The sequence below is a fragment of the Streptomyces sp. WMMB 322 genome (genome assembly GCF_900090145.1).
Classification (GTDB): Bacteria; Actinomycetota; Actinomycetes; order Streptomycetales; family Streptomycetaceae; genus Streptomyces.
Genome location: NZ_FMHI01000001.1, coordinates 241,207 through 253,525 on the forward strand (window position 1 = coordinate 241,207; position 12,319 = coordinate 253,525).

Consider the following 12,319-nt stretch of genomic DNA (forward strand, 5'->3'; position numbering starts at 1 on the left):
GTTCACCGCGGGGAACCGCCCTGGGCGGAGCCGGAGGACCGTACGGACGACGGCAGATAGACGGTGTAGCCGTGGAAGCGGGAGGCGGACGAGTCCGGCGCGAGCGGTTCCCGTCGCCATTCGCCGGCCACGGGATGAGGCCTGCCACCCGGCGGCACGACGACTGTCACCGCCGAACTGCGCGTCGCGGCCCGCACTCCGGCCGCCGTGATGCTCGCGTCGGGCCCGCCGGTCTGCCGCGACGAGCAGCGGGTGTAGAAGGACAGCTGCACGGAGTGGTCCCCGGAGATCACGCACGGGGGCCGCACACCCAGCTGGTGCAGGCGGGCGGCCGCGCGCGTGAAGTCCCGGTGCGAGGCGCGGACTTCGGCCGTGTTGTTCGCCAGGACGGCGTACTGGACGGCCAGATGCCCCGCGAGGGCCAGCGCAACGAGGCTCGTCGCGGCCGTGCGCAGCCGCCCGTGCCGGTCGGTCGCCAGCCACCACAGGGACCGGGCGACGGGCAGGGCGAGCAGCGCGTAGCTGGGCAGAAGGAAGCGCGGTGCCGCGTAGTCGATCAGGAAGAGATAGGGCACGGCGACGATCGCGGCCGTCACGGCCGGGACCACGGCGGTGGCACGCCGGCGCCCCCAGGGCGTCACGAGGATGCCTGCCACTGCCAGAAGCGGCAGGGCGAACCACCACAGCGCGGTGGCGGGATGCTGCCACGGGATGTCACAGGGACGGCAGAGCGTGCGCCCCGCCAGGCTGCGTACCTGATCGTCCACTGCCATGTGCCAGCCCATTCCGCCCTGTATCTCGCTGGCGCGGTGCAGCCGCGCGGTCAGACCGCCGTAGCGCACGTACGCCTCCACGATCCACTCCGCGGACCCCAGCGCGAACCCGGCGGCGAGGAGCGCGAGCAGTCCCGGCCTGCGCCACCGTCGTACGCAGAGAGCGGCGGCGCCCAGGGCGAGGCCGAGCCAGAGCCCGTCCGGCGGCCGCATGAGCGCCACGACCGCGACGGAGAGGACCAGGCCGGCTCCCGCCCGGCGGTCGCCGGCGCCCCGGGCGAGGCGCACGAAGAAGCCCGTCGCGGCCAGTGCCCCGAAGGCGCTCCACAGGTTGGGCATCACCGAGGGCCCGTAGTACAGCGTGATCCAGAGGCTCGCGAACAGGGCGCCCGCGGTGGCCAGAACGCGGGCCGGGAGCAGGTCCCGCCACACCCACAGCGACGCGGAGAGCCCCGCCCCGGAGAGCAGCGCGAGATAGACCCGCAGTGCGGTGACGGACGGGGTGAACGCCGCGACCGGTGCCGCGAGGAAGGAGATGCCGCGGGCCCGGGGGGCGCTGAAGAACGCCGCGGGCGCGTGCCCGCTGACCTGGCTCGTGTAGACGGACTCGTCCCATCCCATCCCCGAGCCGGGGACCACCAGCAGCAGCTGGGCGAGGACGAACGCCGCACCGACTCCGGCCAGCCACGGCAGCGGGCGCCCGCCCGGCACGGACCTTCGCAGGGGTATCGGGACGGTACGGGGAGCAAGGGCTTCGTGCATGTGAGACCTCGCGATCGGGCCGAGTCCCCCCTGCTGGCACCGGCCGCTGCGGCGGCCGTTCCCGCCTCCACCGGCTCCGGGACCGGCACCGGCACCGGCACCGGGACCGGCACCGGACCCGGGAGCGGCAGTGCGTCCGTGGGACGGCACGTGCTCGGCATCGCTCCCGGACCGGGCCGGCCGATGCGGAGACGTCATCGACAGCGGCTAGACGCCCACCGGTTGCTTCGGCTCTCCGCCGCCCCCGCCGGGGCCGCCGCCGTCGCCCCCGGCGCCGTCACCGTCGTCGTCCTCGCCCCGGTCGCGGTGCTCCTGAGGGACGCGGGACGCGGGAGCGGGCGTGCCCCTGGCGACCACCGTGCCGGCGGCCGACGCCTCGGGTGCGACGTTCAGTTCCGTCAGCATCTGCCTGCTGAAACCGAAGAAGTACGTTGCGACGAAGCCCGCCAGATAGCCCGTCCCCATCCCGAGCGCGTAGACGAGCGCGATGGCGCCCAGCCCCTGATTGCCCTTGAGCAGGGGGAAGAGGGCCCAGCCGGACGGGCCGATGGCCGTGGACCCGACGGACGTGCCGAGCTGGTGGAAGAGTCCCACCGCGCCGCCGCCGACCGCGCCGCCCGCACACGCGGTGATGAACGGCCGCCCCAGCGGCAGCGACACCCCGTAGATCAGGGGCTCGCCCACGCCCATCACACCTGCGGGAAGCGCGGACTTGATGGTCTTGCGGATGGAGGTGTTGCGGCGCAGCCGCACGTAGACGGCGACCGCGGCGCCGACCTGACCCGCGCCCGCCATGGCCAGGACGGGAAGCAGGACCGTGAATCCGTCCTGCTCGATCAGCGTCGTGTGGATCGGGATGAGGGCCTGGTGCAGGCCGAGCATCACCAGCGGCAGGAAGAGCCCGCCGAGCACGAAGCCCGCCAGCGCTCCGCCGTGCAGGAGCAGCCAGTTGGCGAAGTGGCCGATGCCGGCGGAGACCAGCCCGCACACGTACATCAGCCCGAACAGCGTGACCAGCCCGGAGACGAGCACCGTGACGGTCGGCGTGACCAGCACGTCGACGGCCTCCGGCACGCGGCGCCGGCACCACTTCTCGACGTGGACGGCGACCAGGGCCGCGAACAGCGCGCCCAGAACGCCGCCCTGGCCCGGGGCGAGCTTCGCCCCGAACGCGGAGACCTTCGCGACGTCCGCGAAGACGATCACGGCCGCGGCCGCGCCGCCGAGGACGGGCGTCCCGCCGAACTCCGCAGCAGTGTTGATGCCGACGAAGACCGCGATGAGCGACATGAAGCCGGTCGAGATCGCGGTGAGGGCGGGAACGATGCCGGCCGCCCACTGGGCGCTGCCGCTGCTGACCAGGTTCGTCAGGATGCCGTTGATGCCGGCGACGATGCCGCAGCCGATGAGCGCCGGGATGAGCGGGACGAAGATGTTGGCCACCCGGCGCAGCATCTGCTTCACCGGTGTGGCGTTCTTCCGTCTGCGGGCGGCCCGGATGGCGGCGCCGCGCTCGGCCAGCCCCTCGGCGGTGACGGCGGACTGCCCGCCCGCTGCCGCGTCGGCGGCGGCAGTGGCAGGCACCTCATCTGCCGTGTCGGCAGCAGTGGCAGTTTCCTGACGGGCGATGGCCTGGAGTTCGGTGGTGACCCGGGCGACCTTCCCCGGGCCGAGCACGATCTGGTACGTGTCGTCGTCCTCGACGACCCCCACCACGTCCGGAAGCGCACGCAGCGCGGAGTCCCGGACCAGTGAGCGGTCGGCCAGGCCGAGCCGCAGCCGGGTCATGCAGTGGGTGATGGAGACGACGTTCCGCGAGCCGCCCACGAGGGGCAGCAGCGCTTCGGCGATCTGGCGGTTCTTGTCTTTGCTCATCGGCACGGTCGCTCTCTGGCTGTCCGGAGACCCGGAACGCGGTGCGGTCCAGCGCCCCGGCCGCTGCCGGCGGCGGCCGGACGCTTGGCACCACTGTCAGCCCTGGCCGCCCGCCGCGCGGAGCGCAGCCCGCAGGTGACCATCCGCGTTGTCGAGCAACCGGGCCGCCGTACGGCCATCGACGCCCGCGAGAATGATCAGAATCGCGTTCTTCACCTCGTCGCCCGCTTGAGTGAGAGCGGCCTCGATGGCCTCGTCACCGGCGCCGGTCGCCAGCGAGACGATGCGCCGCGAGCGTGCGCGCAGCTTCTCGTTGGAGGCACGCAGGTCGACCATCAGATTCCCGTAGGTCTTGCCGAGACGGATCATGGTGATCGTCGACAGCATGTTCAGGACGAGTTTCTGAGCCGTGCCGGCCTTCAGCCTGGTCGAGCCCGTCAGCAGTTCCGGCCCCACCACGACCTCGATGCGCAGATCGGCTGCCTCCCCGAGCGGCGAGTCCGCGTTGCACGAGAAGCCGACCGTGAGCGCACCGTGCTCACGGCGCGCGTGCTCGACGGCGCCGACCGCGTAGGGCGTGCGCCCCGACGCAGAGATGCCGACCACCGTGTCGTCGGCCGTCAGCCGCAGGGCGTCGAGGTCGGAGGCGGCCAGTTCCTTGCTGTCCTCGGCCCCTTCGACCGACCTGTTCATCGCGTCGGGCCCGCCGGCGATCAGCCCGACCACGTCGGACGGATCGGTGTTGAAGGTCGGCGGGCACTCGCTGGCGTCCAGTACGCCCATGCGGCCCGCGGTGCCGGCCCCGGCGTAGACGAGGCGGCCGCCGCGTGCCATCCGCTCGGCGGTGGCGTCGATGGCGGCCGCGATCCTCGGCAGCTGCTCGGCGACGGCCCCGGGCACGGTGGAGTCCTCACCCTGCATGATCCGGGCGATCTCCAGGGTGGGCAGCTGGTCGATGTCGGACAGGTCGCTGCGGAACGCCTCCGTGGTCAGCGTGTCCAGCTGTGCGCGCAGCTCGCTGTAGGAGGGGGGATTGTCGGCGGTGGAGGTCATGGGGACGTGGCGCTCTCTCTGTGCTCGCGCGGACGGGGCGGACTGGGATGCGGCTCGGGCCCGGGCTTCGGATCGGGCAGTGACTTCGGCTCGGGCTGGGGCATCGGATCGGACTAGGGCTCGGGTGTGACTACGGTTCGGACCAAGACTCCGGCCGGGGCGCGGACGAGGGGGGACGGACCCGGCCCGGACACGGAATCGGACCCGGAATCGGACCCGGACGGCGGGACCGTCGCGGGCCCGGACGGCCGCGCGCCCTCGCCGCCCGCGGCCGCTGCGGCGGGTGGGACCGGAGAGGCCGGCCCCGCCCGTGCGTGCACGCCCGCTCCGGGCGGGGACGGAACCAGCCCGGCCGGGTCCGGGGCTGGAACACGCGTGCCGTGTGCCGTACGTGTGCCGCGCACGTGCCCTCGCCGGACGGTGTCAGCGGGGCCGCGGCGAGTGCCGGTGCGCCAGCGCCTCGTACGAGGCGGAGAGCGCGGGGGCCGCGGTCTCGTACGTACGTTGCGCCACACCGATGAACAAACAGTCGACGACGAGGAGTTGGCTCGTGCGGCTCGACATCGCGGCCGGCCGCAGCTCGCTCTCACGGGCCGTCGACGTGGTCAGCACGTGGTCCGCGTACTGCGCGATCTCGCCGTCCGAACGCCCGGTGACGGCGATCGTCGTCGCGCCCTGGTCGAAGGCGGCGCGGAGCGGCTCGATGACGTCGACCGTGCGACCGGAGTGGGTGATGGCTATCGCCACGTCGCCCGCCCCCAGCTGCACGGCCGTCGTCACGGCCAGGTGCGGGTCCGCCTCCGCGTGCGCGACGTGACCGATGCGCAGCAGCTTCTGCGCGAGGTCCTTGCCGACGAGAGCCGAGGCCCCCACCCCGTACACGTCCACGCGGCGCGCGGCGACGAGGGCGTTGACGGCGGCCTCCAACTGCACGGTGTCGAGGCCTGCCGCGGTGTCGGCCAGGGTCTGCCGCTCGTCGTGGGCGAGCTTGGCGACGACGTCGGCGATCGGATCGTCCACGGCGATGTCGGCGGTCACCGACGGCGCGGCGCCGGACTCCTGCTGCGCGGCGAGACCCGCGAGCGCGAGACGCAGATCGCGGTATCCCGGGAAGCCGAGCAGCCGGGAGGTCCGCACGACGGTGGCTTCGCTCGTGCCGGTCCGTTCGGCGAGGCCGGTGACGGTGAGCTGCGCGCACCCCGCGGGATCTGCGGCGACGGTCTCGGCGACGCGCTGCATGGAGCGCGTCATGGACGGAGCCATGGTGCGGACCTTGGCTGCGAGAGCGCCCGGTCCGGGCGGTCCGGGCCTGCCGGTGGGTGCGGGCCGGGCGGCGGGCCGGCCCGTGGCGCCGGAACCGGCCCCCCGCGGGCCGGCGGCGTGCTGGGCGCCCTCTGCGGAGCTGCCGCCGCTGGGTCTGCCGTGCGGTCTGCCGCCTCTGGCGAAATTTTCTTTCAGATAGGTGGTCATCGGTGCAAGTTATTTTCCGGTCATGCCCAAGTCAAGGGTTGTGCACATCGGTTCATCACGCTTCCGTCGCCACATCTTCGCGGGGCCTCCGCCGGACCCCGCCGGACCCCGCCTGATCGTCACGGGCCGTGGACGAGACCGGTACGGGAGCTCCCGCGAGAGCCCCGTACCGGCCTGAGTGGCCTGGCCGAGACCGTCGCACGGGCCTCCGCGTCTTTGGTGCAATGGAGTCATGGACCAGCTTGAGCAGACACTGCACACGGCCCGTGCCCTCGTGCTCGCCGACCTCGAGGCGGGCAAGGTCGCCGAGGCGGATGTGGTCTCGCTCGTCGAGGAAGCGGTCACCCACCGCAGGTGGTGGGTCGAGCAGTGGCCGGAGGGCATCGGGTTCGTGAACGGGCTGATAGCCCAGGACGTGCAGGACGCGTTGCTCGACCGGTACGGACGCTGGCCGCTCTGCCCCGTGTGTCTCGGCTCCGACCCGCACGCGCTGGAGGTCGAACCGCCGCTGGGAGAGGACCCCCACTGGGTCTGCGCCAAGACGGAGACCTCCGTCGCCAGGGTGGGAGCGCTGGACAAGTGGCTCTGAGCGGACGGACATCCCCGCACGGCTCAGCCGCGTGCGAACCGGCCTCTCCGCGGCGCGGAACGCGGAACCGGCCCGCGCCCCGAATGCGCGGGCAGGCGGCGACCCGGTGACCGTCTACATAGATCCGCCCGTCTGGCCGGGCGGCGGGCGGCTGTGGTCGCACCTGGTCAGCGACGTCTCCTACGACGAACTGCACACCTTCGCGGCCGCCATCGGCTGCCCGCGCCGGGCCTTCGACCGCGACCACTACGACGTGCCGAGCGCCCGCTACCCGGCGGCCGTGGCGGCCGGCGCCGTCGAGGTCGGCAGCAAGGAACTGGTGCAACGGCTGACCGACGCGGGTCTCAGGCGCCCCAAGAGGCGGGGGCCGTCGAGGGGCACGTGACGCCGGGCCGCCGGCGGGACCGCCGCCGCAGCGTGAGCGAGGCGAGAGCCGTGGTGGCCACGGCCGCGGACGCGAGTGCGGCGCCCGTCCATGCCACCGCCTGGTAGCCCCATCCGGCGCTGATGACCAGGCCGCCCAGCCACGGGCCGAGGGTGTTGCCGATGTTGAACGACGACGTCGTGGTGGCCCCCGCCAGCGTCGGCGCGGCATCGGCGACTTCGAACATGCGGGCGTTCAGCGCCGGAGCCGCCGTGAACGCCGCCACTCCCAGCAGCACCGCCAGCGCGACCGCCGCCACCGGGCTGCGGGCCAGGACCGCGAGCAGCGCCAGAGTGACGGCCGAGGCCGCGATGCCGCCGTACATCGTGCCGAACAGGTGACCGTCGGCGATCCGCCCGCCGACGGCGGTGCCTATGAGCCCGCCGAGCCCGAAGAGGGCCAGCACGGTGGGGAGCCGGTTCTCGTCCATGCCGGCCACGTCCGTCAGGAGCGGGCCGAGGTACGAGAAGACGGCGAAGACGGCGGCGGCGTTGAGCGCGATCGTGACGACATTGAGCCATACCTGCCTGTCCGCGTAGATGCGCAGTTCGCGGCGGAGCCGCGGCTTCTGCGCACCTCTCCCGGGCTCCGTCCGCGGAACGAGCGCGACCACCCCGGCCAGGGCGATCGCCGACATCGCCGCCACCGCCCAGAACGCCGAGCGCCACCCCGCGTGCTGCCCCAGCAGCGAACCGGCGGGCACACCGAGGATGTTGGCGATGCTGAGGCCGCCGATCATGACCGCCATGGCGCGGGCCCGGGCGTCCACCGGCACCAGCGACATCGCGACCGCGGCACCCACCGCCCAGAAACCCGCGCAGGCGAGGGCGCTGACCACGCGGGAGGCGAAGAGCACCCCGTACGTGGGTGCGAGAGCACCGGCGACCTGGCCGAGGCCGAACGCGGTCAGCAGCACGACCAGCGTCAGGCGGCGCGGCAGCCGCAGCGTGAGGGCCGCGAGGAGCGGAGCACCCACGACCATCCCGACCGCGAAGGCGGACACCAGGAGCCCGGCCCTGGGAATGGAGACGTTCAGATCACGGGCGAGCGGCTGGAGCAGCCCGGCGAGCATGAATTCGGAGGTACCCAGCGCGAAGACCGACAGCCCCAGAACGTGGACGCCCAGCGGCATGCGGCTCCGTGACGGACGGGGGCCCGAACGGCCGCGCGCGGGACGGGACGGACCGCGGCCCGACGCACCCGACGACGCAGCGCCGGGCACGCCGGACGGTCCGGCGCGGCCCGGTCCGGTGTGGTCCGAGCCCTCGTGTGCGGGGCCGCCGGCGTGTGCGGGGCCGGAGCGGGGGTCCGCCACCTTTCGCGTGTCCGGCCCTGCCTGGGCACCGGGTGATTCGGGGGGCATGCCAGGCACCAACCACCGCGCGCGGCCTCGCATTCCGGGCCGGGGCGGAGCGGCGCACTTCAGGGGGCGCTGTTCATCGGGCGCAGGGGGGCTGGGAGTTCGGGCGTACGGGGGTTGGGAGTCCGGGCGTACGGGGGCGGGGGGTTCGGGCCTACGGGGGCTGGGAGTGGGTTCTCGGGACGGACGGGTGCGCAGGAGGGGCCGGACACCGCCGGGGCCGGGCACGTCCCCGGAACGCCTCGGAGGCGCGCTCGCCGGACATGCCCCACGCCTCAGGGGAGCCGGAAGGCCTCAGGGGCGCCGGCCGAGGAGCGCCACCAGCCGGTCCTGCGGCACCGCGTCGTCCGGAACCGGTACCGGCGGGTCGAAGATCCCGCTCTCGTGCCAGCTCTCGGCCTGCGGTGCGACATGCTCGTAGACCGCGTCGGCGAGTTCGTCCGGCATCCGCGACCGCACGCCGATGCCCTGCGCCAGGTCCCAGCCGTGCACGGCCAGGTCCGTCGTCATCTGCCAGCCGAACTCGGTCGCCGGTGTCTTGCCGCCGGTGACGTGCACGCTCCCGCGGAGCGCCCCTTTCCGGTGGAACGCCGAGCGTGACGCGCTGCCGGCCTGCTCCCACATCGCCACCGGGGCGTCGCCGACCACGTCGCCGTCGAAGCGGTCGCCGACCTCGGCGAGCGTCTCGCCGTTCAGCAGGTGCGGGGCCCAAAGGTGCTCGCCGACAAGGTGGTTGACCAGCTCCCGCACGTTCCACTCGCTGCACGGGGTGGGGTCCTCCCACTGCCGTTCCCCGACTTCGTGGACGAGCCGGTCCCATTCCTTGAAGGCCGTGTCGAAGGCGTCGATCAGTTCCATGCGTCAATCGTGCGCCCGCTGCCCGGCTCGGCATCCCGGGTGACCCGTACGGGGCGCGGCCGGGTGACGGCGGCGTTCCCGTGGCGGGGGCGGCGGGACGGCCCGTCACGAGTCGGTGTGACGCAGGTCTCACTGACAAATGTCATACGTGAGGAGCTGCAGGCACGTGTAGCGGGTGCCCTGCCGCACCGTGGCAGGACGCAACGCGCGGTCCACGAGCCGCGCGTGCTCGGGGGAGTGCCGGGGCGCCCGAGGCGGGTGACATGGCCTGCCGTCATGCCGGTGGCGTCGCTGCCGGACATGACTGTCACGTGTCACCCGTCCGGCGTCCCGGCACCGCGTCCAGTGGTGGCGCTCCCGTCCACCCGCGCCACGTCGGCCCGCCCCACGCCGACCGCCCTCAGGTCGGCCGCGCCTCACGTCCGCCCGCCCCACGCCGGCCGCGCCGCACCGGCGCGTGCTGCCGCGCGGGCTCACCCAACCGGCGCAACCCCCCTCCGGCCCCTGCTTCCCCCTTACTTCCCCGGCTTCTCGGCGTCCGAGCAGAGCCGGACCTCGGTGGAGTTCCTGGTACGCACACCCGGCAGCCAGCCCTCGAACCGCTTGCCTCCGCCGCCCCCGGCTGCCTTCTCGACCCGGTACCACCGCGTGGAGGACAGCCCCTCCTCATCGGTCAGCAGCCGGCCGTCGGTGACGACGCACGTCGCCGTCAGCTCGTCGCCGTGCCAGACGCGGCCCGCCGAATTGCCGGGATCCCCGTAGGGCTCGTACGGGTTCTTCGCGACCCGCAGCGCGCACTCCAGGGTGCGCAGCTCACGGCACGCCTTCTCCACGTTGTGAACCCGCAGCGTGACGGCGCCCGGCCGGGCGGGTGCGTCCGCCCCGGACGAGGGCTTCCCCCCGGAAGGACCCTGGACGGAACCGGACCCCGTGGAGGGCGCGACCAGCCACCACGTACCGCAGAGGACGAGTACCACCGCGGCGGCTGCCACAGCGATCACGGTCATGGGCAGCGGGCGGCGTGCACGACCGCCCGCGCGCCCCGTCGAAGCGGCAGGGGTGACGTCCTCGCGCGGCGTGCGCACCCGCTCCCAGAGCCCGTCCGGCACCTCGATCGCGGCCTCGGCGTCCCGGAGTTGCTCGCGGAGGGCCGCGGCGGTCTCCTCACGTCGTTCAGCACGCATGGCGTTCCCCTCCCGGGCGGTCCGTGCGGCCTGGCCCGTCCTTTCGGCCGTCCCCGTCCGTGCGGTCTCTTCGGCCGTCCCCGTCCGTGCGGTCGGCGCGGTCCGCAGGCGCCGGCTGTTCCGGGTGGCCCGGCTGCCGGCTCAGCGAACTCCGCAGCTTGTCCAGCGCACGCCGCCGGGTCAGTGCGACCGTGCCGCGGTGCAGGCCGAGGATCCTCGCCGCCTGGTCGATCGTGTAGCCGTCCAGGTCCACCAGTACGACGACACCGGCCTGCCGCACGGTCAACTGCCGCAGCAGACGCACGGTTTCGAGCTCCGCGGTCCGCCGTTCCACGCCGCCGTCGTCCCACTGCGCGCCCGGCGGCGACCCTGCCCCCGCTCTCGCCGCGCCGGTCCCGCCGCCGGTCCCGCTCCCGCTCTCGCCGGTGAACTCGACGTCAGCGACGAGCACTTGGCGCTTCTCCTTGCGCCAGGTGTCGCGGATCACGCTGAGGAGGCAGGAGAAGGCGTACGCGTAGGGCTCGGGGTGCGCGAGGAACTTCCCCGGCCCGGCGGCCAGTTTGAGATACACCTCGTGCACGGCGTCCTCCGCCGACTGCCGGGACCCGGCGAGCATGGCGGCACGCCGGTAGAGCCGGTGGAGCAGTCCGCAGAAGACGTCGTCGAACGACGGGTCGGGAGAGTGGGCGTCCTCGCCGGTGGCGGTGGAAGAAGTGACCACGTGGCCTGCGATCCTCTGTGAGTGGTCTCTTGGCGGATGTGAAGTCTGTCGATGTGCGGGGACGGGTGCGGCCTCGGGCGCGGGTGCGGGTGCGGTGCACGCGGTGACGGACGGCGCCGCCGGTGTGCCACGCGTGGGCGGCCGAGGCCCGCGCCGCGCGGGCTCGGGCATGCGGAGCTGCCGACTGCGCGCCATGCGCCCGTACGACTGCGCGCCATACGCCCGTACTTCGTGCCCCGCCGTGGGGGTTCGGCGTCCGTCCGGGCCGAGCCGGCAGCAAGGCTGCTGCCAACTCCGACCCGCCGCAAGTGGGTTCTTGAGTCAATCCCCCCTGACGAGCAGCTCCATCTCCGTCCGCAGATTGCGGCGCGCCACATGCTCCCACCGATCCTGCGCGTAGGGGGTGCGGAACAGGTGCGGCAGTCCCAGGAGTTGACGCAGCACCTCCGCGCGCCCCTCCAGGAACGCGCTGTCCGGCACGAAGCCGTACTCCCTGCGCACCGCTGCCGCGTACTGCGCATAGTCGCCGGGCGACCCGGCCAGCACGGCGAGGTCGGCGTCGCACAGCAACTCACCGTTGATGTCGCCCGGTTCGGGGTCGTGGCTGACGGTCAGGCGCACCAGCCGGGCGACTTCGTCCGTACGGGCCCGGGACACCCCCGCCTCGGGAAGCGCCCGTCCGGCGAGGGCAGCGCTGCGTTCCTCGTTCTCGCTGCGGTCGGGGCGGTAGACGGCGTCGTGGAACCAGGCCGCGAGCAGCACGGCGTCGACGTCCGCTCCCCGGGTGTGCGGGGCGAGTTCGTCGACCCGGTCCAGGACGTCCAGCAGATGGTCCGTGGTGTGGTAGTGGCGCTGGGGCTCCGACCAGCGGTCGATCAGGTTCTGCCCGTACGGGACGGGGTCCGGCTCCTCCTCGCCGTCCCTGGCGCTGACGAGCAGCGCGTTCCACCGCGAGAGCAGCCGGTCGCGGATGCCTCGGCCGGGCCCCTCGGCGGTCCCGGACGTCTGCGATGTCCCGCCGTTCTCCGGTGCGTCGCCCGCCCCGGACGTCCCGGAGGCCCCGGGCGCCCCGCCGGCGGGGTGGCGTGCGGGTGCGGGACGGGCGGCCCCGGCTCCGGAATCGTCGTCTGTCGCCATGGAGGCGATTGTGCCCGCCACGCGGGCGCCGGCCACAGGAGCCGGACGAGCCCCGCGACCCGCGACCCGAGCCCGAGCCCGAGCCCGAGCCCGAGCCCCGGCGGCGTCGGGCG

General features: G+C 73.7%; 11 protein-coding genes. 2 read left to right on the forward strand and 9 right to left on the reverse strand.

Annotated features, from left to right (window positions below):
- Positions 1-2 precede the first annotated feature (2 nt).
- The 4 genes from H180DRAFT_RS01110 to H180DRAFT_RS01125 all read right to left on the reverse strand — a co-directional run bounded on the left by H180DRAFT_RS01110 (position 3) and on the right by H180DRAFT_RS01125 (position 5,933).
- Positions 3-1,535 carry a hypothetical protein gene (locus tag H180DRAFT_RS01110; protein ID WP_254665814.1) on the reverse strand — a complete coding sequence of 511 codons (1,533 nt, stop codon included), beginning with the start codon at positions 1,533-1,535 and terminating at the stop codon, positions 3-5.
- Between the two features lie 207 nt (positions 1,536-1,742).
- The gene (locus H180DRAFT_RS01115) at positions 1,743-3,410 is read right to left on the reverse strand and encodes a PTS transporter subunit EIIC (protein WP_079099749.1); all 1,668 of its coding nucleotides are present in this window, start codon (positions 3,408-3,410) and stop codon (positions 1,743-1,745) included.
- Positions 3,411-3,506: 96 nt separating this feature from the next.
- Positions 3,507-4,463, reverse strand: coding sequence for an N-acetylmuramic acid 6-phosphate etherase (gene murQ, locus H180DRAFT_RS01120; protein ID WP_055484054.1), 957 nt, complete (start codon positions 4,461-4,463; stop codon positions 3,507-3,509).
- Positions 4,464-4,886: 423 nt separating this feature from the next.
- Positions 4,887-5,933 (reverse strand): MurR/RpiR family transcriptional regulator, encoded by a 1,047-nt coding sequence (locus H180DRAFT_RS01125; RefSeq protein WP_074466540.1) that lies wholly within the window; start codon positions 5,931-5,933, stop codon positions 4,887-4,889.
- Between the two features lie 232 nt (positions 5,934-6,165).
- Here H180DRAFT_RS01125 and H180DRAFT_RS01130 point away from each other — a divergent pair, with 232 nt between their 5' ends.
- Together H180DRAFT_RS01130 and H180DRAFT_RS01135 are read left to right on the forward strand one after the other, a co-directional pair.
- Positions 6,166-6,522: a hypothetical protein gene (locus H180DRAFT_RS01130; protein WP_055484055.1), complete on the forward strand. Its 357-nt coding sequence runs from the start codon at positions 6,166-6,168 to the stop codon at positions 6,520-6,522.
- Positions 6,523-6,628: 106 nt separating this feature from the next.
- On the forward strand, positions 6,629-6,907 hold the full coding sequence (locus tag H180DRAFT_RS01135; RefSeq protein WP_055484443.1) for a DUF4031 domain-containing protein: 279 nt from the start codon (positions 6,629-6,631) through the stop codon (positions 6,905-6,907).
- On the opposite strand, the gene H180DRAFT_RS01140 is transcribed toward H180DRAFT_RS01135, so the two are convergent.
- The 5 genes from H180DRAFT_RS01140 to H180DRAFT_RS01160 form a co-directional block, all read right to left on the reverse strand.
- Positions 6,867-8,078, reverse strand: coding sequence for a Cmx/CmrA family chloramphenicol efflux MFS transporter (locus H180DRAFT_RS01140; protein ID WP_055484056.1), 1,212 nt, complete (start codon positions 8,076-8,078; stop codon positions 6,867-6,869). The two genes, H180DRAFT_RS01135 and H180DRAFT_RS01140, sit on opposite strands and share 41 nt — an antisense overlap.
- A gap of 522 nt (positions 8,079-8,600) precedes the next feature.
- Positions 8,601-9,164 carry a TIGR03086 family metal-binding protein gene (locus H180DRAFT_RS01145; protein WP_055484057.1) on the reverse strand — a complete coding sequence of 188 codons (564 nt, stop codon included), beginning with the start codon at positions 9,162-9,164 and terminating at the stop codon, positions 8,601-8,603.
- Between the two features lie 515 nt (positions 9,165-9,679).
- Entirely contained in the window at positions 9,680-10,348 is a 669-nt protein-coding gene (locus tag H180DRAFT_RS01150; RefSeq protein WP_055484058.1) for a hypothetical protein, read from the reverse strand.
- Positions 10,338-11,069 (reverse strand): RNA polymerase sigma factor, encoded by a 732-nt coding sequence (locus H180DRAFT_RS01155; RefSeq protein WP_074466541.1) that lies wholly within the window; start codon positions 11,067-11,069, stop codon positions 10,338-10,340. Before H180DRAFT_RS01155 ends, H180DRAFT_RS01150 begins: the two co-directional genes overlap by 11 nt.
- A 321-nt stretch (positions 11,070-11,390) precedes the next feature.
- On the reverse strand, positions 11,391-12,206 hold the full coding sequence (locus H180DRAFT_RS01160) for an HD domain-containing protein (protein WP_254665815.1): 816 nt from the start codon (positions 12,204-12,206) through the stop codon (positions 11,391-11,393).
- Between the last annotated feature and the right edge of the window lie 113 nt (positions 12,207-12,319).